This is a genomic window from Streptomyces sp. NPDC037100 (assembly GCF_055606225.1).
This window is the reverse complement of record NZ_JBVJSX010000002.1, coordinates 490,216-511,342: the sequence shown is the minus strand read 5'-3', so window position 1 is coordinate 511,342 and position 21,127 is coordinate 490,216. Positions and strand designations below refer to the sequence as shown.

Sequence of the window (21,127 nt, the reverse complement as noted above, 5' to 3'; positions counted from 1 at the left end):
TTTGGGGGGCGGACAAAAAGTTGCCACCATTGGGGGGTTGTTTTCCCTTTGCCCGCGGGAGTCCGGTCCCCCCCCCCCCCCCCCCCAAAACCGCCCCCCCCCCCGCCCCCGGGACGGTGGGGGCTTGTCGCGCCCGCGGGCGGAGCCGCACAGCGACACCGCCCGCGCCCCAGGGAAAGTGCGCTGCCGCTCAGGCCGGCCAGTACGTGCGGCCCCACGCCGACGGCCCCGGCCGGGGCAGGCGGTGGGCCGCGATGCGGGACGGGTCGGACCAGGAATCGCGGGACGTCGGCGCGCCGGGCGGGGCGGCTGCCGCCGCCGCGGCGCGGACCCTGACCACCGCCAGGGCGGCGGCCAGCTCCTCCGGGGTCGGGTTGCCCCGTACGACCTTGATCGTCATGTGGGCCTCCTGGGCTCGCTGCGGGCTAGAGGGGGATGTTGCCGTGCTTCTTCGGAGGCAGGGATTCCCGCTTCGTACGCAGTTGACGCAGACCCCGTACGACGTGCCGGCGGGTCTCGGACGGCAGGATCACGGCGTCGATGTAACCGCGCTCGGCCGCGACGTAGGGGTTGAGGAGGGCGTCCTCGTACTCCTGGATCAGCCGGGCCCGGACCGCCTCCAGGTCCTCGCCGTTCGCCTCGGCCTCCGCGATCGTGCGGCGGTGCAGGATGTTGACCGCGCCCTGGGCGCCCATGACGGCGATCTGGGCGGTGGGCCAGGCGAGGTTGAGGTCCGCGCCCAGGTGCTTCGAGCCCATGACGTCGTAGGCGCCGCCGAAGGCCTTGCGCGTGATGATCGTGATGAGCGGGACGGTCGCCTCGGCGTAGGCGTAGATCAGCTTGGCGCCGCGGCGGATGATGCCGTCGTGCTCCTGGCCGACGCCGGGCAGGAAGCCGGGGACGTCGACGAACGTGATCACCGGGACGTTGAAGGCGTCGCAGGTCCGCACGAAGCGGGCGGCCTTCTCACTGGCCTTGATGTCCAGACAGCCGGCGAGCTGCGTCGGCTGGTTGGCGATGATGCCGACCGGGTGGCCCTCGACCCGGCCGAAGCCGGTGACGATGTTCGGCGCGTACAGCGGCTGCGTCTCGAAGAACTCGGCGTCGTCCAGGACGTGTTCGATCACCGCGTGCATGTCGTACGGCTGGTTCGCGCTGTCCGGGACGATCACGTCCAGCTCGCGGTCCTCGTCGCTGACCTCGAGGTCGGCCTCCTCGGGGAAGACCGGGGCCTCCGAGAGGTTGTTGGACGGCAGGTAGGACAGCAGCTGCTTGATGTACTCGATGGCGTCCTTCTCGTCACCCGCCATGTGGTGGGCGACACCGGAGGTCGCGTTGTGGGTCCGGGCGCCGCCCAGCTCCTCGAAGCCGACGTCCTCGCCGGTGACGGTCTTGATGACGTCGGGGCCGGTGATGAACATGTGCGAGGTCTGGTCGACCATGACCGTGAAGTCGGTGATGGCCGGGGAGTAGACCGCGCCGCCCGCGCACGGCCCGACGACCAGGCTGATCTGCGGGATGACACCGGAGGCGTGGGTGTTGCGGCGGAAGATCTCGCCGTAGGCGCCGAGCGAGGCGACGCCCTCCTGGATCCTCGCCCCGCCGGAGTCGTTGATCCCGATGACCGGGCAGCCGGTCTTCAGGGCGAAGTCCATGACCTTGACGATCTTCTGGCCGTAGACCTCGCCGAGGGCACCGCCGAAGACGGTGAAGTCCTGCGAGAACACGGCGACCGGGCGGCCGTCGACGGTGCCGTACCCGGTGACGACCCCGTCGCCGTACGGGCGGTTCTTGTCGAGGCCGAAGTTCGTGGAGCGGTGCCGGGCGAACTCGTCCAGCTCGACGAAGGAGCCCTCGTCGAGCAGGAGCTCGATCCGCTCACGGGCCGTCAGCTTGCCCTTGGCGTGCTGCTTTTCGACGGCACGAGCGGAGCCGGCGTGTGTCGCTTCCTCGATGCGTCGCTTCAGATCCGCGAGCTTGCCCGCGGTCGTGTGAATGTCGGGCTGCTGCTGCTCTTCCGGCTCGGACATCGGGATGCGGCTCCCTGCCTGCTCAAAAGGGGGGACGGTTACTCATCCGTAGACTAGTGGGGTGCCTCCGCATCGGCAGTGCGGCGTTTACCACACCGCCCCTGCCTTCCCAGGATCGCCGATGAGATCTACGGAATCGGCGGCGCGGCGCCAACGTGGCGCATACGATCAAGCTGTCGCGGCGGGACACGCCGGAGGGGCGACGCCACGAAGTGGCCGAGCGCCCGTGAACCTCAGCCCCTTCGGGCTGGAATCCACTCCCTCTGCGGGATGGAGGATGTCAAACCTAGGGTGGCTTGCATGAAGACGCCACCAGGTGCAGATGGAAACCCGTCCGACGGGCCCCGTGAGCCGAGGTCGAGCCGATGGTCCGACCTCGACCGCCCGCCCCTCAACGTCACCGCCCTGCGCCGCGGTCTGGTGCGGCCGGGAGGGCTGTGGTCGGAGGTGGACGTGGTGCAGCGCACCGGCTCCACGAACTCCGATCTGGTGGCCCGGGCGGCGAAGGGCGAGGTGACCGAGGGCGCGGTGCTGGTCGCCGAGGAACAGACGGCGGGCCGCGGCCGGCTCGACCGCCGGTGGACGGCGCCGCCGCGCTCCGGCCTCTTCTTCTCCGTCCTGCTCACGCCGAGCGAGGTGCCGGTGGCGCGGTGGGGCTGGCTGCCGCTGCTCACGGGTGTCGCGGTGGCGACGGGCCTGTCGCGGGCGGCGGGCGTCGACACGGCCCTGAAGTGGCCGAACGATCTGCTGGTCACGGTCGGGGGAGCGGAGCGCAAGGCCGGCGGGATCCTGGCCGAGCGGGCCGGCGACGACGGGGTCGTCATCGGGGTCGGCATCAACGTCTCCCTCAAGGACGAAGAGCTGCCCGTGCCGACGGCGGGGTCGCTGGGCCTGGCGGGAGCGGTGAGCACGGACCGGGACACGCTGCTGCGGGGGGTGCTGCGCTCGCTGGAGGACTGGTACGGCAAGTGGCGTGCCGCCGGAGGCGACGCGGGCCCCTGCGGGTTGCAGGAGGCATATGTGGCGGGATGCGCGACGCTCGGGCGAGTGGTGCGGGCGGAGCTTCCGGGGGATCGGGCGGTGGTGGGGGAGGCCGTGGCTCTGGACGGGGACGGGCGATTGGTGCTGGCGACGGAGGAGGGGGTGCAGGAGCCCGTCGGGGCCGGGGACATCGTGCACCTGAGACCGGCGTGAGCCGAGGTGGGGGCCGGGCGCGGGCCAGATGCTTCCAGCCCGTCCGGCGCTTGAGGGCCCCGTTCCGGCCGCGCGGGCCATGGGATGCCCGGGTGCCCTCCCACAGGTCCCACAGCGCTTCCTCGGCCGAGGAAGCGCCGGCCGAAGCGGGGTTCTGGGGCGGCAGCCCCCAGCGGGGCCGTGGCAGCAATGCCGGCTGCCGGAAAACGCCGGGCTCTCAACCCGTCGGCTGAACCTGACGGAGTGAGCTGGCGCACACCTGCCGTAGAGTTGAGGCCGGTCGATACATGACCGTGACAGATCGGAAGGGCAACACGCGTGACCGTCGACGACTCGGGTTCCGGCGAGGACGCGCAGGGCGCCGACTCCGGCGAGGATCCGCTCGCCCTGCGCCTCGAAGGGCTCATCCTGGGCGCCGAGCGCCGCTACACCCCGTTTCAGGCGGCCCGCAGCGCCGGTGTCTCCATGGAACTGGCCTCCCGCTTCTGGCGGGCCATGGGCTTCGCCGACATAGGTCAGGCCAAGGCCCTCACCGAGGCCGACGTCCTCGCGCTACGGCGCCTGGCCGGCCTCGTCGAGGCGGGGCTGCTGAGCGAGGCGATGGCCGTACAGGTGGCCCGGTCCACGGGGCAGACCACCGCGCGGCTCGCAGAGTGGCAGATCGACTCCTTCCTGGAGGGGCTGACCGAGCCGCCCGAGCCGGGCATGACCCGCACCGAGGTGACGTACCCGATCGTCGAGCTGCTCCTGCCCGAGCTGGAGGAGTTCCTCGTCTACGTCTGGCGCCGGCAGCTCGCCGCCTCGGCCGGGCGGGTCGTCCAGGCGGCCGACGACGAGGAGATGGTCGACCGGCGCCTCGCCGTGGGCTTCGCCGACCTGGTCGGGTTCACGCGGCTGACCCGCCGCATGGAGGAGGAGGAGCTCGGCGAGCTGGTCGAGGCCTTCGAGACCACGGCCGCAGACCTGGTGGCCGCGAACGGCGGGCGGCTGATCAAGACCCTCGGCGACGAGGTTCTCTACGCCGCGGACGACGCGGGCACGGCCGCCGAGATCGCCCTGCGGCTGATCGAGACCATGGCGCACGACGAGACGATGCCGGAGCTGCGCGTCGGCATGGCGTTCGGCACGGTGACCACCCGAATGGGTGATGTGTTCGGTACGACCGTCAACCTGGCCTCCCGGCTCACGTCGATAGCTCCGAAGGACGCCGTCCTCGTCGACACCGCCTTCGCCGAGGAGCTGATCCGTACGCAGGACGCCCCGGCCTCGGAGGCGGAGGCGGCCGAGGAGGCCGCGGCGGCGGAGAAGGAGGGCGAGGAGCCCCCGGTGTACCGGTTCGGGCTGCAGCCGATGTGGCAGCGGCCGGTGCGCGGCCTGGGCGTCGTGGAGCCGTGGCTGCTCACGCGGCGCGACGGGGCACCGTAGCCGCTCGTCGAGTCCCTGGCCGGAGTCGTCGGGGTCTCGTGCCGGGGGCGCGGGTCCCTGTGCCGGAGCGTCCGGTCCCTGGCCGGAGTCGTTGGGTCCCTGGGCCGGAGTGTCGAGTCCCTGGCCGGTGCCGCAGGTCCCTGTGCCGGAGTGTCGAGTCCCTGGCCGGAGTCGTCGGCCCCCCGTGCCGGAGCGCCCAGTCCCCGTGCCGGAACGCCTCGCCTCGCTCGTCATGGCCGGTCGACCGGCGAGTCCACGCACAGGCCGATGACCGGCACACACAGGTCCGGGTCGTGGGGCTTCTTCGGCTCCTCGCGTGCGGGTGCCGGGGCCGGTGGGGTCCGGGTCGGCGGTGCGGGTGGAGAAGGGGCCGGGCTCGGCGCGTCGCCGGCTTCCGGGGCCGTCGTCGAGGGGGCGGGGGCGTTCGGCGTGCCGGGGATGGTGGTGGGTGCCGGGGCAGCGGCCGTGACGGTCCCCGGGGCGCCGGCCGTGGCGGGCGGGGACGGCCGGGAGCCCTTGGTGACCGGTGACGGGGTCAGGCCACCCAGGGCCGTGGGCGAGGAGGGGCTCGCGTCGGGGGTGGCCGGGAGGGTCGCGGCGGTGCGGGCGGCATCGTCCGTGGAGGTGGTGGCCGGGTCCGGGCGGGTTCCGGCCTCGAGGGTGCCGCCCTCGGAGCCCGGGCCGGAGGTCAGTCGCAGGAGGCTCAGGGCACCCGCGGCGAGGGCGAGGCCGCCGGCGGCGAGCAGGACCTTGCGGGGGCGGGGCTTGCGGTGACGGCCCCGGACGCGGGGCGCGAAGGGGCCGGTCCCGGCCGGGGCCGGCTCGTGGGGCACGGGCGGCTCACGCCGATGTGGTGTCGTCGTGGTCTGGTGGGGTGCGGGGTCAGGGCGGTGTGGTGGTGTCGTCGTGGTCTGGTGGGGCCCGGGGTCAGGGCGGTGTGGTGGTGTCGTCGTGGCCTGATGGGGCCCGGGGTCAGGGCGGTGTGGTGGTGCCGTCGTGGCCCGGCCGGGCGTGGGCTCACGTCGGGGCGGTGCCGTGGCGGCTCCGGCGTCCCCTCGCGGCCTCGCCGGCGTGTTCGTCGTCATCGCGGTCCCTCCCCGAAACGGTCCCTCCCCGCAGCACCCGCGCCCCCTGTGCGCCGTGGGGGACGCACGCTATGCGCTCCCATGGGCGGTTGGGCCGGGGTTGGGGTGATGTCACTCGAACGGGTGGGCGGGGGGTGGTGGAAGCAGGGCGAGTCCGCCCTTTTCGCGGGCCGGGTGCGGCTGCGATGATCGAAGCGTCGACCTTGTTAACCCGCGTTAACCGGAGGGTGTCATGAGTGAGGAACGGTTCGGGGAGTTCGTGCTGGTGCGGCGGCATGAGCAGGGGCATGTCGCGGAGCTCGTCCTCGACCGGCCGAAGGCCATGAACGCGGTGTCGACGGAGATGGCGCGGTCCATCGCCGGGGCCTGTGCGGCGCTGGGGGAGGACCGGGACGTACGGGCGGTCGTGCTGACCTCGACGCATGAGCGGGCCTTCTGTGTCGGGGCGGATCTGAAGGAGCGGAACTCCTTCAGCGACGCGGATCTGCTGCGGCAGCGGCCGGTGACGCGGGGGGCGTACACCGGCGTGCTGGAGCTGCCGGTGCCGACGGTGGCGGCGGTCCACGGGTTCGCGCTCGGCGGCGGGTTCGAGCTGGCGCTGGCGTGCGACGTGATCGTGGCGGACCGGACGGTGGTGGTGGGGCTGCCGGAGGTGTCGGTCGGGGTGATCCCCGGGGGCGGGGGCACGCAGTTGCTGCCGCGGCGCGTCGGGGCGGCGCGGGCGGCCGAACTGATCTTCTCCGCGCGACGGGTGGAGGCCGTCGAGGCGGGCGAGTTGGGGCTGGTCGATCAGCTGGTCGAAGAGGGGCGGGACCGGGAGGAGGCGCTGGCGCTGGCGGCGCGGATCGCCGGGAACTCGCCGGTGGGCCTGCGGGCGGCGAAGCGGGCCTTGCGGCTCGGGCAGGGGCTTGACCTGCGGGCCGGGCTGGAGGTCGAGGACGCGGCGTGGCGGGCGACGGCCTTCTCGGGTGACCGGGCGGAGGGGGTCGCGGCCTTCAACGAGCGGCGTAAGCCGCAGTGGCCGGGGGAGTAGCGGCCGAAGGGAGCCGGGCGAAATCGTCGTCCCCGTTCGCGTCGTAAACAGGTCAGTCTGGCTGGAAACTCCCTAGCCTGGAGGGATGGGTGAGGACAGACGGCTCGCGGCCGTCGTCGCGTTGGCTCAGGGGATGGCGGCCGCGCACGGGTCACGTGAGGCGTGGCGCGCCGCGGCGGCCGGGGCGTGCCGGGCGTTGGGCGGGAGTTTCGCCGCGCTGTCGGTGTGGGAGCGCGAGCTCGGGCGGCTGCGGGTCCTGGTGAACGTGGGCGAGCTGGCGGAGGGGGAGGAGGAGTTCCCGGAGGACGAGGCCTACCCGGTGCACCAGTTCGCGGAGATCACCGAGTTCCTGCACGAACAGTGGGCCGGTGGCGGGGAGCCCGACGCGTGGGTGGAGACCGCCGAGGGGCCCGCCGCGGGACGGCCCGGGTACTGCCATCAGCGGGTCGCCACCCTGCGGCGCCGCGGTCGCGGCTGCTGCGTGGTCGCGCCCATCGTGCTGCACGGGCGGGCCTGGGGCGAACTGTATGTCGCACGCCCGGTCGGTGAGGCCGTCTTCGGGCGGGACGACGCCGACTTCGCCACCGTCCTGGCCTCCGTCGTGGCCGCCGGCATCGCCCAGACCGAGCGGCTGGAGGAGGTCCGGCGGCTCGCCTTCACCGACTCCCTCACCGGGCTCGCCAACCGCCGCGCCGTGGACGTACGACTGGAGCGGGCGATCGAGCGGCACCGCCGGGACGACGCGGTGGTGAGTCTGGTCGTCTGCGATCTGAACGGGCTCAAGCGGGTCAACGACACCCATGGGCACGCCGCCGGCGACCGGCTCCTGGAGCGGTTCGGATCGGTGCTGTCGCTGTGCGGGGCCATGCTGCCGGGGGCGCTGGCCGCGCGGCTGGGCGGGGACGAGTTCTGTCTGCTCGCGGTCGGGCCGCCCGCCGACCAGGTCGTGAAGGCGGCCGACGAACTGTGCCGCAGGGCCGCCGAGTTGGAGCTCGGGGACGGGGTGGCCTGCGGAGTCGCCTCCACCGAGGACCCGATCGGGCCGGTGCGCTCCGCCCGTCGGCTGTTCCGGCTCGCCGACGCCGCCCAGTACCGGGCCAAGGCCGAGCGGGCGGCCAGGCCGGTCGTCGCGGGGCGCGCCGGGCCCGACGATCCCGTCGTGCGGCTCGCGGACGAACCGTCCCAGGAGGCCGGCGGTGAGCGCCGGCGGTTCCGGGGTCGGCACGCACCCTGATCCCGCACGGCTCCTTGATCCCGTACGGCTCCTGACCCCGTACGGCGCCCTGCTCCCGTACGGCGCTCTGATCCGGGACGCGCTCTGCCTCCGGGCCGGGCGGTGTGACGCATTCGGTAAGGGGTGAAGGCCGCCCCCAGTGGTGACATCATCGAATTCACTGCGTACGCTCCTGAATATGGATATGCACACTGTGGTGGTGGGGACGGCCGGGGTGACGGCGTCCGACGTGCTCGCCGTGGCGCGCGGCGGCGCCCGCGTCGAGCTCTCCGAGGAGGCCGTGGCCGCCCTCGCCGCGGCCCGCGAGATCGTGGACGCGCTGGCGGCCAAGCCGGACCCCGTGTACGGCGTGAGCACCGGCTTCGGTGCCCTGGCGACCCGGCACATCAGCCCGGAGCTGCGCGCGCAGCTGCAGCGCAACATCGTCCGCTCGCACGCCGCCGGGATGGGCCCGGCCGTGGAGCGGGAAGTCGTCCGCGCCCTGATGTTCCTGCGGCTGAAGACCCTCTGCTCCGGGCACACCGGCGTCCGGCCCGAGGTCGCGCAGACCATGGCCGACCTCCTCAACGCCGGGATCACCCCGGTCGTGCACGAGTACGGCTCCCTCGGCTGCTCCGGCGACCTCGCGCCGCTCTCCCACTGCGCGCTCGCGCTGATGGGCGAGGGCGACGCCGAGGGCCCCGACGGTGTCGTGCGCCCGGCCGCCGAACTCCTCGCCGCGCACGGCATCCAGCCGGTCGAACTGCGCGAGAAGGAGGGCCTGGCCCTCCTCAACGGCACCGACGGCATGCTCGGCATGCTGGTGATGGCCCTGGCCGACCTGGAGACGCTCTACCGGTCCGCCGACGTCACCGCCGCCCTGTCGCTGGAGGCCCTGCTCGGCACCGACAAGGTCCTCGCGCCCGAGCTGCACGCCATCCGGCCGCACCCGGGCCAGGCCGCCAGCGCCGCCAACATGCTGGCCGTGCTGAAGGGCTCGGGCCTGACCGGGCATCACCAGGACGACGCCCCGCGCGTGCAGGACGCCTACTCGGTGCGCTGCGCCCCCCAGGTCGCCGGCGCCGGCCGGGACACCATGACCCACGCCCGGCTGGTCGCCGACCGCGAGCTGGCGTCCGCCGTGGACAACCCCGTCGTCCTGCCCGACGGCCGGGTGGAGTCCAACGGCAACTTCCACGGGGCGCCCGTCGCCTACGTCCTGGACTTCCTGGCCGTCGCCGCCGCCGACCTCGGCTCGATCGCCGAGCGGCGCACCGACCGGCTGCTCGACAAGAACCGCAGCCACGGCCTGCCGCCGTTCCTCGCCGACGACGCCGGTGTGGACTCGGGTCTGATGATCGCTCAGTACACGCAGGCCGCGCTGGTGAGCGAACTGAAGCGGCTCGCCGTGCCGGCGTCCGCCGACTCGATCCCGTCCTCCGCCATGCAGGAGGACCACGTCTCGATGGGCTGGTCGGCGGCGCGCAAGCTGCGCACGGCCGTCGACAACCTCACGCGCGTGATCGCCATCGAGTTCTACGCCGCCGCGCGCGCAGTGGAGTTGCGCGAGGGACTGACCCCGGCGCCCGCGACGCGGGCGGCCATCGACGCCGCACGGGAGGCCGGAGTCGAGGGAGCCGGACCGGACCGGTTCCTCGCGCCCGATCTCGCCGCGGCGGACGCGTTCGTGCGCGACGGACGGCTGCTGGCCGCGGTGGAGAAGGTCACCGGGCCGCTCCAGTAGGGCAGAGAAGGGGCCCTGTCGTTGAGGCGGGGCCCCTTCTCAACGACCCTCAGAGACCCAGGCGTTCCCGGCGCACCGAGTACACGACGAACCCGGCGCCCAGCGTCAGGCAGAAGGTCCCGCCGAGCACGTACGGGGTGCTGTCGAAGGTGCCGGTGTCGGCGAGGCGTGCGCCGGTGACGGAGGCGTCGGCGGTCGTGGCCGCGATCCGGGCCTGCTCCGTGACCTGCGGTGACGGGCTCGTCGAGACGGCGTCTCTCACCGGGGAGTCCGGCGTCGCGTTCGCGGACGGGACGAACCACATGGCGCCCAGCAGGGACGCCGCGGCGGTGGCGGTCAGCAACGGGCGGCGAGCGGATGACACGGAATATCGATCCCCTTGTGACGTCGGCGAATTGGCCGTGTGGGGCGATGTTAGTGAAAGTCGCGGGTCACGGGAAAGTCACGGGAGGGCCCGGACGTACGCTCGCGCCATGAGCACTCCAGAGACATCACGTTTTGTACGGCTTCGGGTGGAACTCGTTCTCGAGGTCAACGACGTGGACGCGGTCACCAAGTCCGCGCTGCGCCGGATCGCCGACGAGGCGGAGATGCCCGCGGCGGAGCGGGCCCACGCCGAGAGCGCTGTGACGGACGACACGGCGGAAGCCCTTGCCTACCTCGTGGACCCCTTCGACCTGGTGAGCGAGGTGCCCGGGGTGGAACTCCAGCAGGCCTCCTGGAGCAGCGAGCGGGTCGACTACGACCCCGATTCGCCGGACTGGGACCTCGACGAGGATGATGGCGACGACAGCGACGGCTGAGCTGTCCGGGAAGTCGTGCCCCCGGGCGGCAACCGCCGCCCGGGGTCTTCGCGTCTCAACCGACGCACCGACCGCACCCGTATCGACCGGCCACGTCCGTCACGGACGTGGTGATCCCCACACCTGCGCGACCTGGGGAACCGGATGAACCGGTCGTAGCGTTGAAAGTTCCGGATGAGGACTCACGAGTCCTGGCGAGGACTTACGAGTCCCGGCGAGGACTCACGGGTCCCGACGGGGGCACTCAGGTTTCTGACGGGGACACTCGGGGTTTGGGGAAATCGGCAACGATGGAGAAGCGTGTGATGACGGTCAGTAAGCGGCGCAAGGGCCTGACGGTCGCGTCCGCACTGCTCGGCGGAGTGCTGATGCTCTCGGCGTGTTCCGGCGGCGACGACAGCGCCTCCGGGGGAGACGGAGGCGACAGCTCCCAGTCGAAGGTCGACGAGGCCGCGGCGAAGAAGACCTCCGAGGCCCAGATCAAGATCACACCCGAGGACGGCTCCGACAACGCCTCCATCAACAACTCCGCCGCCGTCACCGTGAGCAAGGGCACGCTCACGGACGTCAAGATGACGACGTCCGAGGGCACCGAGGTGAGCGGCCAGATATCCGCCGACAAGACCAGCTGGAAGCCCACCACGCAGCTGGAGCGGTCCACCACCTACAAGCTGGCGGCCGAGGCGAAGGACTCCGACGGGCGCGTCGCCCACGAGAACGCCTCGTTCACCACGGTCTCCCCGGCCAACAGCTTCATCGGCAACTTCACGCCGGACGACGGCACCACCGTCGGCGTCGGCATGCCGGTCTCGATCAACTTCGACAAGGCGATCACCAACAAGGCGGCGGTCCAGAAGGGCGTCAAGGTCAGCACGACCGGCGGCCAGGAGGTCGCCTGCCACTGGTTCAACGCCAACCGCATGGACTGCCGGCCCGAGGACTACTGGAAGGAAGGCTCCACCGTCACGCTGAAGCTCGCGCTCGACGGCGTCGAGGGAGCCAAGGGCGTCTTCGGCGTCCAGCAGAAGACGGTCACCTTCAAGATCGGGCGCAACCAGGTCTCGTACGTCGACGCGAAGACCAAGAAGATGAAGATCACGCAGGACGGCAAGGTCGTCCGCACGATCCCGATCTCCGCCGGTTCGCCCGAGAACAAGACCTACGAAGGCGTCATGGTGATGTCCGAGAAGTTCAAGGAGACGCGCATGAACGGCGCGACCGTGGGCTTCACGGACGACGACGGCAAGGGCGAGTACGACATCAAGGACGTGCCGCACGCCATCCGCCTGTCCAGCTCCGGCACGTTCATCCACGGCAACTACTGGGGCGCGAAGTCCATCTTCGGCAGCGTGAACACCAGTCACGGCTGCGTCGGCCTGCAGGACGCCAAGGGCGCCGACGACCCGAACACCCCGGGCGCGTGGTTCTTCAACAACTCGATCCTCGGTGACGTGGTGGTCGTCGAGAACACCGGCGACAAGACGATCGCGCCGGACAACGGCCTCAACGGCTGGAACATGAGCTGGGCCGACTGGAAGGCCGGTTCGGCGGTCTGACGGCGCGCCGGTTCTCACCGCTTTGCTGACGAAAGGCCGCCGCCCACCTCGGACGAGGGGTGGGCGGCGGCCTTTCGGCTGTTCTCATCCACCTCTCAGGCGTGGCTCAAGCCCTCATCACAGACCGTCCCCAGCTTGCGGCCATGTTCTTCACCTACCTGAGGCGCGAGTTGCGCCGTCGGTCGGCCTCGGCGAGCGCCTCGCCCATCTGCCCGGCGAGATGTCCGGTGGTCAGCAACAACGCGTGGCCATCGCCCGGGCCCTGGTGAAACAGCCGAAAGTGCTCCTCGCCGACGAACCCACCGGAAATCTCGACGAATCCATGCGCGACGAGATCATGGACGTACTCGAACGCATGTGGGAGGAGCTCGGCCTGACCTTCGTGATGGTCACCCACGACTCGGCGACAGCGCGGAAGGCCCCGCGCCTGGCGACGATCCGCAAGGGCCGGATCACCGTCAAGGAGAACGCGCGTGCGTAACCACCGCTCCCTGTAACGGAGTTCCGACGGCCTTGTAACAGTCGGCCGACGGATTTCTTGCCTTCCTCTCATCTATTGAGCACCTGATCACCCCTCGGCATACTGCGTATTCCGGGGGGTGTACGTGCATGCGTACGAGACCACCCCCGGCCGGGTGAACGGGGAATTCACCCGGTTCTTCTGCAAGGGGGAAACTTGCGCAGACAAGTGAAAAGGGCGTGCGCGGCCACGGTCGCCACAGCGGCGGCCGTGGCCCTGGCGGCGGGCATGACCAGCCCGGCGTCGGCCAACGGCGAGCAGGCGGCAGCGGCCGCCAAGCCGGCGTCCCTGACCGCCAAGCACCGCATCACACTGATCACCGGCGACCGGGTCGTCCTCGACGCCAAGGGCCGTGTCATCGGCCTGGAGCACGCCAAGGGCCGTGAGAACGTACCCGCCCAGGTCCGCAAGGTCGACGGCCACACCCTCGTCATCCCGGCCGACGCCGCCCGCCTGGTCGCCACGGGCAAGCTCGACCAGCGGCTCTTCGACGTCACCGAGCTGAACAAGTCCGCGACCCGCAAGGCCCAGAAGAAGGGCCTGAAGGTCATCGTCGGCTACCAGGGCAGCGCCGCCGCCACCAAGGCCGACGTCCGCGAGGCCGGCACCCTGAGCCGCGCGCTGAAGTCCGTGAACGCGGACGCGGTGCAGACGCCGCAGAAGGACACGCCCGAGCTCTGGGACGCGGTCACCAACGGCGAGAAGACCGCCTCCGGTATCGCGCACGTCTGGCTCGACGGCGTCCGCAAGGCCAGCCTCGACAAGTCCGTCCCGCAGATCGGCGCGCCCAAGGCGTGGTCGGCCGGCTACGACGGCAAGGGCACCAAGATCGCCGTCCTGGACACCGGTGTCGACGCCACCCACGACGACCTCAAGGGTCAGGTGGTCGGCGCCAAGAACTTCACCACCGCGCCCGACGCCTCCGACAAGGTGGGCCACGGCACGCACGTCGCCTCCACCGCGGCCGGCACCGGCAAGAAGTCAGGCGGCACGTACAAGGGTGTCGCGCCCGGCGCGAAGATCCTCAACGGCAAGGTCCTCGACGACGGCGGCTTCGGCAGCGACTCCGAGATCGTCGCCGGCATGGAGTGGGCCGTCGCCGAGGGCGCCGACGTCGTCAACCTGAGCCTGGGCGGCGGCGACACGCCCGCGATCGACCCGCTGGAAGCGGCGGTGAACAAGCTGTCCGAGGAGAAGGGCGTCCTGTTCGCCATCGCGGCGGGCAACGAGGGCGACTTCGGCGAGCAGACCATCGGCTCCCCGGGCAGCGCCGCCGCGGCCCTGACCGTCGGCGCGGTCGACGACAAGGACAAGCTCGCCGACTTCTCCAGCCGCGGTCCCGGCATGGACGGTGCCCTCAAGCCGGACGTGACCGCGCCCGGCGTGGACATCACGGCGGCCTCCGCCCCCGGCAACCAGATAGCCCAGGAGGTCGGCGAGAAGCCGGCCGGCTACATGACGATCTCCGGTACGTCGATGGCGACCCCGCATGTCGCGGGCGCGGCGGCGATCCTCAAGCAGCAGCACCCGGACTGGAAGTACGCCGAGCTGAAGGGCGCCCTCACCGGCTCCACCAAGGGCGGCAAGTACACCCCGTTCCAGCAGGGTTCGGGCCGGATCCAGGTCGACAAGGCCATCAAGCAGTCCGTGATCGCCGATCCGGCCTCGGTGAGCTTCGGGGTGCAGCAGTGGCCCCACACCGACGACAAGCCGGTCACCAAGGAGCTGACGTACCGCAACCTCGGTACGAAGGACGTCACGCTGAAGCTTTCGTCGACGGCCACCAACCCGAAGGGCCAGGCCGTCCCGGCCGGCTTCTTCAAACTCGGCGCCACCTCGGTGACGGTCCCGGCCGGCGGCAAGGCCTCGGTGCCGTTCACCGTCGACACCAAGCTGGGCGGCACCGTCGACGGCGCGTACTCGGCGTACGTGACGGCGACGGGCGACGGGCAGACCGTCCGCACGGCGGCGGCGGTGCAGCGTGAGGTCGAGTCGTACGACGTGACGCTGAAGTTCCTGGACCGCGACGGCAAGGCGGCGAAGAACTACAACGCCGACCTGACCGGCATAGCCGGCCTGGGCAAGGGCAAGGGGGCCATGCCGTACGACGAGGACGGCACGGTCACCGCCCGCCTCCCCAAGGGCACCTACATCCTCAACACGAGCGTCTTCGTGGGCGACGACCCGCAGACGTTCGAGGGTGTCGACTGGCTCGCCCAGCCCAAGCTGAACCTCACCAAGAACACGACGGTCACGCTGGACGCCCGCAAGGCCAAGCCGGTGGACATCACCGTCCCGGCCACCGGCGTCAAGTCGGAGTTCGCCTCGGCCGACTACACGGTGGAATCCGGTGACAGCAGCTGGGGCTTCGGCTGGTGGCTGGACTCCTACGACAAGTTCCGCAGCGCCCACGTCGGCCCGCAGATCACCGACGGCTCGGTGACCCAGCAGTGGGACGGCCACTGGTCCAAGGGCGACAAGGAGGAGTACGACGTCATCGCCGGCGGCCCGGTCAAGCAGCTCGCCACCGGTTTCACCAAGCACTACAAGGCGAGCGAGCTGGCCACGGTGAAGGCCGGCCTCGGCGCCTCGGCGAGCGGCAAGAAGGGCGCGATCAACGCGGTGGGCTGGATGCCGTGGAGCTCCGGCGCCTCCTCGATCGGCATCCCGCAGACCCTGCCCGGCACCCGGACGCTGCACCTGTCCGCCCAGGGCGGCGTGCAGTGGCAGCTCGAGTTCGCCCAGTCCGGCGGTGTGGACGCGGACGGGTTCCCGGTCGACGAGGCCGCCTACGCGATGGGCACGCACAAGTTCGCCGCGGGCAAGAGCTACTCCAAGACCGTCAACACGGCCGTCTTCGGGCCGCGTCTGAGCGGTGACTTCGGGGTCTTCCGCGAGGGCAACCAGATCTACGGTTCCCTGCCGCTGTTCGCCGACGGCAAGGGCAACGTGGGCTACTCGAAGTTCTCCGCGGTCGACACGACCCTCTACCGCAACGGCACCAAGGTCGGCAGCAACGACGACCCGCTCTTCGGCGACAAGCAGTTCAAGGTGCCGGCCGGTGACGCCGCGTACAAGCTGACGACGTCGGTCAAGCGCAGCGTCAAGGTCGCGGCGGCCTCCACCCGGGTCGACGCCAGCTGGACCTTCCGCTCGAAGAAGACCAGCGACATCACCAAGCTGCCCGTCTCCACGGCCCGCTTCCACGCGGCCACGGGTCTGGACAGCAAGGCCCCGGCCGACAAGACCGTCAAGGTCCCGGTCACCGTCGAGGGCGCGGCCAAGGGCAGCAACCTGAAGTCGCTGTCGGTCTACGTCTCGTACGACTACGGCAAGACCTGGAAGAAGCTCACCGTCAAGGACGGCAAGGTGAGCGTGAAGAACCCGGCGAAGGGCAAGGGCATCTCCTTCCACGCCAAGATCGCCGACAAGAAGGGCAACAAGTCGACGATCTCGATCTACAACGCGTACTACGGCAAGTAGCACCTGCGGCAAGCAAGCCGTAGTGCAAGCACGTTGACGGCCCGTCGGGAGCTTCGGCTTCCGGCGGGCCCGCCGCGTCAGCAGGGTCCTCGCACGACCGCCGCGGGGACCTCGGTCAAGCGGCTCGACCGGGGCGTGACCCGGGCCGGCGAGAGCGCGGAGGGGGCTCTTCGCGCGCTCAAGGAGGCCGGGCCGAGGCTGTCCGCGATGCGGAGGCTGATGCGGGAGGACCTCGGCGCAGCGGACTGATACGCCGGCCCGCCTACTCCGACGACGTCGACGCCCTGGTCCCGGAGCGCGTCGCGTCCGTCCCCCAGCTCGCCAGCAGCCGCAGGGCCTCCGCCGACGGGGTGTCCGGCTCCGCGTGGTACGTGATCAGGGACTGCTCGGCGTCGTCGACCAGACGGAACGTCTCGAAGGACAGGGTCAGGTCGCCGACCAGGGGATGGCGCATGTGCTTGACGCCGTAGCTCTTCTCCTTGACGTCGTGGGCGGCCCACAGGCGGCGGAAGTCCTCGCTCTTCACCGACAGCTCGCCCACCAGCGCCGACAGCCGCGGGTCGTCCGGGTGGCAGCCCGCGTCCATGCGCAGATAGCCGACCATGTCGGACGCCTTCTGCTCCCACTCCAGGTACAGCTCGCGGTACTCCGGCCTCAGGAACACCATCCGCGCCCAGTTGCGCTCCTGGGCCGGCACCTCCGCCCAGTCGCCGAAGAGGGCCGACGCCATCCGGTTCCAGGCCAGGATGTCGGAGCGGCGTCCGACGATGTACGCCGGGACCCCCTCGATCGAGTCCAGCAGATGCCGCAGCGTCGGCCGCACCTGCTGGCCGCGTGTCACCGGCTTCTTCTTGTGCTGCTTCGGCTTCGCCAGATGCATCAGGTGCGCGTGCTCGGCGTCGCTCAGCCGCAGGGCCCGCGCGATCGCGTCCAGCACCTCCGCCGAGACGTTGCGGCCGTTGCCCTGCTCCAGCCGCGTGTAGTACGCCACGGACACCCCGGCCAGCTGCGCCAGCTCCTCGCGGCGCAGCCCGGGCACACGCCGCCGCCCGAAGTCGGGCAGCCCCACGTCCTCGGGCTTCAGCCGGGCCCGCCGGGTGCGCAGGAACTCACTGAGCTCGGCGCGCCGGTCCAGGCCGCCGCCGGCCGTCTGTGCGGGTTCGGGCTGTTCGTCCATGCGTTCCAGTATTCACGGTCGTACGCACACCAGCCTGACCCCGCCAGTGGTACGCACCGTGTGCGTACGCAAAACGGTGGTCTGGGTGAGACCTCGGAAGTCGGGCACGCTGGTGATCGTGCCCGGTCGAGAAGATCCAGAAGGCAGCCGGGCACACAACCCCGCTAGGAGAACCCCCGGCATGACCACTGTTGCTGCGTACGCCGCTCCCGCCCCCAAGGCCCCGCTGGAGCGCACCACCATCGAGCGCCGCGAGGTCCGCGAGTTCGACGTCCTGATCGACATCAAGTTCGCCGGCATCTGCCACTCCGACATCCACCAGGCCCAGGAAGGCTGGGGTGAGGCGATCTTCCCGATGGTCCCCGGCCACGAGATAGCCGGTGTCGTCTCCGCGGTCGGCCCGGGCGTCACGAAGTTCGCCGTCGGCGACCGCGTGGGCGTCGGCTGCATGGTCGACTCCTGCCGCGAGTGCGAGAACTGCAAGGCCGGACGCGAGCAGTACTGCGTGCGGGGCAACGTCCCGACGTACAACGGCATCGGCCGTGACGGCGAGCCGACCTACGGCGGCTACTCGCAGAACGTCGTCGTCGACGAGAACTTCGTCGTGCGCATCCCCGACGGCCTCTCCCTCGACGTCGCCGCGCCGCTGCTCTGCGCCGGCATCACCCTCTACTCCCCGCTCCGCCGCTTCGGCGCCGGCCCCGGCAAGAAGGTCGCGATCGTCGGTCTGGGCGGCCTCGGCCACATGGGCGTCAAGATCGCCCACGCGCTCGGCGCCGAGGTGACCGTGCTGTCGCAGTCCCTGCGCAAGCAGGAGGACGGCCTGCGGCTGGGCGCGGACCACTACTACGCCACCAGCGACCCGAAGACCTTCGAGGAGCTGGCCGGTACGTTCGACCTGATCGTGTCCACGGTGTCCGCCCCGCTGGACTTCAACGCCTACCTGTCGCTGCTGAAGACCGAGGGCACGCTGGCCAACGTCGGCGCCCCCGAGGAGCCCGTCTCCCTCAACCTCTTCTCGGTGATCGGCGGTGGCAAGACCCTCGCCGGTTCCATGATCGGCGGTATCGCCGAGACCCAGGAGATGCTGGACTTCTGCGCCGAGCACGGCCTCGGCGCCGAGATCGAGCTGATCCGCGGCGACCAGATCAACGAGGCGTACGAGCGGGTCCAGGCCAGCGACGTGCGCTACCGGTTCGTGATCGACACGGCGACGATCTGACCTCCCCCTGTGTGCAGCAGCCCTGAGGGCCCCGGCCGCGTGCCGGGGCCCTCAGGGCTTTCGGGATGCACGGCGGGCCACACGCGGGGTACACGTGGGGGAGTGCACCACAGGGGTTCGCCGGGTACGTCAGGGGAGGCCCGTCATGACCGTGCAGCTGAACCACACCATCGTCGTCGCCCACGACAAGCGCGCATCGGCCCGATTCCTCGCCGACCTCCTGGGGCTCGACGTGAGTCCGCCCTACGGCCCGTTCCTCCCGGTCGAGATCTCCAACGGCGTGACGCTCGACTTCATGGACAGCCCCGGAGCCATCACGCCGCAGCACTACGCCTTCCTCGTCTCGGAGGACGAGTTCGACGAGATCTTCGGCCGCATCCAGGAGGCCGGCCTGACCTACTGGGCGGATCCGTTCCACAGCCGCCCCGGGGAGATCAACCACAACGACGGCGGCCGCGGGGCCTACTTCGACGACCCCGACGGCCACCGCCTGGAGATCATCACGAGGCCCTACGGCAGCGGCGGCTGAGCCGCCCGCACCCCGCCCGCACCCCGGCTCGTCACATCGTCGCGCCGCCGCCCGCCATACCGGCGAAGGCGAAACGCCCGACAGCGCCGACGAGACGCCCGACAGCGATGACGAAACACCCCACAGCGCTGACGAAGCCGACGAAGAGCTGGGGCCCAGTCATGACATCACCGATCCTGGTCACCGGCGGCACGGGCACCCTGGGAGCGCACGTCGTCCCGCTGCTGCGCGCGTCCGTCAACGACCTGCGGATCCTCACCCGCAGCGCCCGCCCCGCCGCGGACGGCGCCGAGTACGTCACCGGGGACCTGCTGAAGGGCGACGGGGCCGAGGCCGCCGTACGGGGCGCCGGTCAGGCCGTTGGGCCCTGGTCCTGCCCGGCGCTCGGCCGGTCCTGGTCCTCGAAGGTCCACACCGCTCGCGACCCCGGGCCGACCACGAGGGCCGAGTGGCCGATCCGCTCCACGTGCCGGTACGACACCGGGTGGTTCAGCACCATCTCGACCTCCTTGAGACCCACCTGGTCCAGGGGCACGGAGTCGAACCGGATCGTGGTGCCGCCGCCCTTGGCGAGGACGCCCCCGTCCGGCAGGGACCGGACCGCGAAACCGCCGGCCTTCAGCAGCGGCACCGTGGCGGCGAGGTCGCGTGCGGTCACCGCGAGCCGGATGCCGGTCACGTCCCGCATCAGGTGGTCGCGGTAGGCGTCCGACAGGTAGCGCTCCCGGCCCACGTCACCCGGGTGGGAGGCGGGCTCGGTGTTGCTGCGCGGGTCGGCGAAGTACTCCGGCCGGTACTCCATGCCCCAGGCGCCGAAGAGGTCGTACTGGTCGGTGGTGAAGACCGCGTCGAACCAGGGCACGGGGACGCCGTCGCCGAAGTCGCGCGTCTGCGGGAACTCGACCGGGTCGCTGATCCCGGCCTCGCGCAGCCGCTCGACCACCGTGGGCAGGTCGCCGGCGCGTTCGGTGGACACGCCCAGGCCGGCGGAGCCGAGGGTGCCGTCCTTGCCCGGTACATCGCCCACTCCGAACAGCTCGAAGTAGGTCTCGCGCCCCATCAGATAGCGGCCGGTCCAGGTCTGCCCGCCGGAGCCGGTCGTGGTGCGGACCTGGAAGTCGGCGAAGTCCCGCAGGTAGGAGGAGTGCTCGATGGCGTCTGCGGTCTGCCGGTCGAACACGCCGTAGGCGTGGTTGTAGAACAGCAGTTGCCGCCCGTCCGAGGTTCCTGGCTCCGCGGCCCGTGCCGTGCTCGCGCCGCCCTGGACCGCCCCCGCGAGGGCCAGAGCGATGACCATGATCAGCTGTAACGCTCGTCTGAGAACCATGCGAGGGAGCGTAGGGCGGGAGGAAACGGTTCCGCTGCGGATTGTTCCCTTGCGGGGTCAGGTCTTGCTCAGTGGGTCCGCTGGTGGCGGCGGTGAGGCCGCTGGTGACTCCGGTGAGGGCTCCTGCCCGCCCTGGTCGAGCCGGAAGGGCGGGTACTGGTCCGTCATCAGCGTGACGTAGGCCGTCACCCGGGCCGCCCAGCGGGCGAGGCCGATCAGGAAGTCGAAGAGGTGCCGCGGGTAGCGGGCGGTGAAGAGCAGGATGACGACGGCGACCAGGGAGAGGAAGGGCAGCAGCCCGCTGCCCCGCCAGTCGTCCCCGCCCCAGCCGCCCCCGACGAACATACTGACCACGATGTACTGCGGGATCGCCAGCAGCCACCACTTCACCAGGACCAGTCCGCGCGACAGCCGCTCGGGATACGCGACGTCGAAGTGCGCCGGGTAGTCGGGCACGTCGGCGAGGGTGAAGGGCGGGTACCGGTCGGTCCCGAGCGCGGTGTGCGCGTAGTAACCGACCCGCCAGTTCCAGCGCAGTACGCCGACGCTGAAGTCGAAGAGCGACCGCGGATAGCGGGCGGTGAACAGGATGGCGAAGAAGGCGATCACCGTCACGACGGTGAACGCGATCCACAGGAACACCAGCACGATGTAATGCGGGATGGCGAGCAGCCATTTCACCAGCCACATCCACCGGGACAGGCGGGGATCGACGGACGCCTCCAGACGAACGGGTGACGCGGCGACTGCACTCATATGGCGGTTCTCCTCTCGCCTGCAGACTCG

The 21,127-nt window shown here is 71.1% G+C and carries 18 protein-coding genes and 2 pseudogenes; 12 read left to right on the top strand and 8 right to left on the bottom strand.

Annotation, left to right across the window (positions count from 1 at the left end; all coding sequences use genetic code 11):
• Positions 1 to 190: 190 nt before the first annotated feature.
• On the bottom strand, positions 191 to 400 hold the full coding sequence (locus tag ACZ7EG_RS07440; RefSeq protein WP_471073631.1) for an acyl-CoA carboxylase epsilon subunit: 210 nt from the start codon (positions 398 to 400) through the stop codon (positions 191 to 193).
• Positions 401 to 425: 25 nt separating this feature from the next.
• Positions 426 to 2,030, bottom strand: coding sequence for an acyl-CoA carboxylase subunit beta (locus ACZ7EG_RS07435; RefSeq protein WP_351642544.1), 1,605 nt, complete (start codon positions 2,028 to 2,030; stop codon positions 426 to 428).
• Positions 2,031 to 2,330: 300 nt separating this feature from the next.
• On the opposite strand from ACZ7EG_RS07435, the gene ACZ7EG_RS07430 reads away from it, so the two are divergent.
• Both ACZ7EG_RS07430 and ACZ7EG_RS07425 read left to right on the top strand, forming a co-directional pair.
• Positions 2,331 to 3,224, top strand: a complete 894-nt coding sequence (locus tag ACZ7EG_RS07430; protein WP_471073628.1) for a biotin--[acetyl-CoA-carboxylase] ligase — start codon at positions 2,331 to 2,333, stop codon at positions 3,222 to 3,224.
• A 318-nt stretch (positions 3,225 to 3,542) separates the two neighbouring features.
• Positions 3,543 to 4,649 (top strand): adenylate/guanylate cyclase domain-containing protein, encoded by a 1,107-nt coding sequence (locus ACZ7EG_RS07425; protein WP_142160202.1) that lies wholly within the window; start codon positions 3,543 to 3,545, stop codon positions 4,647 to 4,649.
• A gap of 230 nt (positions 4,650 to 4,879) precedes the next feature.
• Here ACZ7EG_RS07425 and ACZ7EG_RS07420 read toward each other — a convergent pair whose 3' ends face one another.
• Positions 4,880 to 5,482, bottom strand: coding sequence for a hypothetical protein (locus ACZ7EG_RS07420; protein WP_471073625.1), 603 nt, complete (start codon positions 5,480 to 5,482; stop codon positions 4,880 to 4,882).
• 484 nt (positions 5,483 to 5,966) lie between these two features.
• On the opposite strand from ACZ7EG_RS07420, the gene ACZ7EG_RS07415 reads away from it, so the two are divergent.
• The 3 genes from ACZ7EG_RS07415 to hutH all read left to right on the top strand — a co-directional run bounded on the left by ACZ7EG_RS07415 (position 5,967) and on the right by hutH (position 9,724).
• Positions 5,967 to 6,767 carry an enoyl-CoA hydratase/isomerase family protein gene (locus ACZ7EG_RS07415; RefSeq protein ID WP_471073623.1) on the top strand — a complete coding sequence of 267 codons (801 nt, stop codon included), beginning with the start codon at positions 5,967 to 5,969 and terminating at the stop codon, positions 6,765 to 6,767.
• Positions 6,768 to 6,852: 85 nt separating this feature from the next.
• Positions 6,853 to 8,001 (top strand): GGDEF domain-containing protein, encoded by a 1,149-nt coding sequence (locus ACZ7EG_RS07410; protein ID WP_471073621.1) that lies wholly within the window; start codon positions 6,853 to 6,855, stop codon positions 7,999 to 8,001.
• A 184-nt stretch (positions 8,002 to 8,185) separates the two neighbouring features.
• Entirely contained in the window at positions 8,186 to 9,724 is a 1,539-nt protein-coding gene (gene hutH / locus ACZ7EG_RS07405) for a histidine ammonia-lyase (protein WP_471074853.1), read from the top strand.
• A gap of 49 nt (positions 9,725 to 9,773) precedes the next feature.
• On the opposite strand, the gene ACZ7EG_RS07400 is transcribed toward hutH, so the two are convergent.
• Positions 9,774 to 10,088, bottom strand: a complete 315-nt coding sequence (locus tag ACZ7EG_RS07400) for a hypothetical protein (RefSeq protein ID WP_471073619.1) — start codon at positions 10,086 to 10,088, stop codon at positions 9,774 to 9,776.
• A gap of 109 nt (positions 10,089 to 10,197) precedes the next feature.
• Between ACZ7EG_RS07400 and ACZ7EG_RS07395 the strand changes: the two genes are divergently transcribed.
• From ACZ7EG_RS07395 to ACZ7EG_RS07380, 4 genes and pseudogenes are all read left to right on the top strand, one after another.
• Positions 10,198 to 10,527, top strand: coding sequence for a hypothetical protein (locus tag ACZ7EG_RS07395; protein WP_471073617.1), 330 nt, complete (start codon positions 10,198 to 10,200; stop codon positions 10,525 to 10,527).
• Between the two features lie 305 nt (positions 10,528 to 10,832).
• Positions 10,833 to 12,083 carry a L,D-transpeptidase gene (locus ACZ7EG_RS07390; protein WP_471073615.1) on the top strand — a complete coding sequence of 417 codons (1,251 nt, stop codon included), beginning with the start codon at positions 10,833 to 10,835 and terminating at the stop codon, positions 12,081 to 12,083.
• 163 nt (positions 12,084 to 12,246) lie between these two features.
• Positions 12,247 to 12,564: pseudogene (locus tag ACZ7EG_RS07385) on the top strand (ATP-binding cassette domain-containing protein); the annotation flags it as partial.
• A gap of 267 nt (positions 12,565 to 12,831) precedes the next feature.
• Positions 12,832 to 16,086, top strand: coding sequence for a S8 family serine peptidase (locus tag ACZ7EG_RS07380; protein WP_471074850.1), 3,255 nt, complete (start codon positions 12,832 to 12,834; stop codon positions 16,084 to 16,086).
• 262 nt (positions 16,087 to 16,348) lie between these two features.
• On the opposite strand, the gene ACZ7EG_RS07375 is transcribed toward ACZ7EG_RS07380, so the two are convergent.
• Positions 16,349 to 17,263: a helix-turn-helix domain-containing protein gene (locus ACZ7EG_RS07375; RefSeq protein ID WP_471073613.1), complete on the bottom strand. Its 915-nt coding sequence runs from the start codon at positions 17,261 to 17,263 to the stop codon at positions 16,349 to 16,351.
• 181 nt (positions 17,264 to 17,444) lie between these two features.
• Here ACZ7EG_RS07375 and ACZ7EG_RS07370 point away from each other — a divergent pair, with 181 nt between their 5' ends.
• On the top strand, positions 17,445 to 18,485 hold the full coding sequence (locus tag ACZ7EG_RS07370; RefSeq protein WP_471073610.1) for an NAD(P)-dependent alcohol dehydrogenase: 1,041 nt from the start codon (positions 17,445 to 17,447) through the stop codon (positions 18,483 to 18,485).
• Positions 18,486 to 18,630: 145 nt separating this feature from the next.
• Positions 18,631 to 19,014: a VOC family protein gene (locus ACZ7EG_RS07365; RefSeq protein WP_104777681.1), complete on the top strand. Its 384-nt coding sequence runs from the start codon at positions 18,631 to 18,633 to the stop codon at positions 19,012 to 19,014.
• A 31-nt stretch (positions 19,015 to 19,045) separates the two neighbouring features.
• Here ACZ7EG_RS07365 and ACZ7EG_RS07360 read toward each other — a convergent pair whose 3' ends face one another.
• Positions 19,046 to 19,177, bottom strand: coding sequence for a hypothetical protein (locus tag ACZ7EG_RS07360; RefSeq protein WP_471073607.1), 132 nt, complete (start codon positions 19,175 to 19,177; stop codon positions 19,046 to 19,048).
• Here ACZ7EG_RS07360 and ACZ7EG_RS07355 point away from each other — a divergent pair.
• Positions 19,176 to 19,361: pseudogene (locus ACZ7EG_RS07355) on the top strand (NAD-dependent epimerase/dehydratase family protein); the annotation flags it as partial. The gene ACZ7EG_RS07360 and the pseudogene ACZ7EG_RS07355 overlap by 2 nt on opposite strands.
• Before the next feature lie 5 nt (positions 19,362 to 19,366).
• Here the strand turns inward: ACZ7EG_RS07355 and ACZ7EG_RS07350 are convergent.
• Together ACZ7EG_RS07350 and ACZ7EG_RS07345 are read right to left on the bottom strand one after the other, a co-directional pair.
• The gene (locus ACZ7EG_RS07350) at positions 19,367 to 20,317 is read right to left on the bottom strand and encodes a DUF5829 family protein (protein ID WP_471074847.1); all 951 of its coding nucleotides are present in this window, start codon (positions 20,315 to 20,317) and stop codon (positions 19,367 to 19,369) included.
• An 81-nt stretch (positions 20,318 to 20,398) separates the two neighbouring features.
• Positions 20,399 to 21,097, bottom strand: coding sequence for a DUF4389 domain-containing protein (locus ACZ7EG_RS07345; protein ID WP_471073605.1), 699 nt, complete (start codon positions 21,095 to 21,097; stop codon positions 20,399 to 20,401).
• Between the last annotated feature and the right edge of the window lie 30 nt (positions 21,098 to 21,127).

Bases quoted from the DNA above. Each gene is read 5' to 3' on its own strand.
- ACZ7EG_RS07435 (WP_351642544.1), bottom strand. From the start codon at position 2,030: ATGTCCGAGCCGGAAGAGCAGCAGCAGCCCGACATTCACACGACCGCG.
- ACZ7EG_RS07440 (WP_471073631.1), bottom strand. From the start codon at position 400: ATGACGATCAAGGTCGTACGGGGCAACCCGACCCCGGAGGAGCTGGCC.
- ACZ7EG_RS07360 (WP_471073607.1), bottom strand. From the start codon at position 19,177: ATGACTGGGCCCCAGCTCTTCGTCGGCTTCGTCAGCGCTGTGGGGTGT.
- ACZ7EG_RS07430 (WP_471073628.1), top strand. From the start codon at position 2,331: ATGAAGACGCCACCAGGTGCAGATGGAAACCCGTCCGACGGGCCCCGT.
- ACZ7EG_RS07380 (WP_471074850.1), top strand. From the start codon at position 12,832: ATGACCAGCCCGGCGTCGGCCAACGGCGAGCAGGCGGCAGCGGCCGCC.
- ACZ7EG_RS07395 (WP_471073617.1), top strand. From the start codon at position 10,198: ATGAGCACTCCAGAGACATCACGTTTTGTACGGCTTCGGGTGGAACTC.
- ACZ7EG_RS07370 (WP_471073610.1), top strand. From the start codon at position 17,445: ATGACCACTGTTGCTGCGTACGCCGCTCCCGCCCCCAAGGCCCCGCTG.
- ACZ7EG_RS07390 (WP_471073615.1), top strand. From the start codon at position 10,833: ATGACGGTCAGTAAGCGGCGCAAGGGCCTGACGGTCGCGTCCGCACTG.
- hutH (WP_471074853.1), top strand. From the start codon at position 8,186: ATGCACACTGTGGTGGTGGGGACGGCCGGGGTGACGGCGTCCGACGTG.
- ACZ7EG_RS07345 (WP_471073605.1), bottom strand. From the start codon at position 21,097: ATGAGTGCAGTCGCCGCGTCACCCGTTCGTCTGGAGGCGTCCGTCGAT.
- ACZ7EG_RS07415 (WP_471073623.1), top strand. From the start codon at position 5,967: ATGAGTGAGGAACGGTTCGGGGAGTTCGTGCTGGTGCGGCGGCATGAG.
- ACZ7EG_RS07365 (WP_104777681.1), top strand. From the start codon at position 18,631: ATGACCGTGCAGCTGAACCACACCATCGTCGTCGCCCACGACAAGCGC.
- ACZ7EG_RS07410 (WP_471073621.1), top strand. From the start codon at position 6,853: ATGGGTGAGGACAGACGGCTCGCGGCCGTCGTCGCGTTGGCTCAGGGG.
- ACZ7EG_RS07375 (WP_471073613.1), bottom strand. From the start codon at position 17,263: ATGGACGAACAGCCCGAACCCGCACAGACGGCCGGCGGCGGCCTGGAC.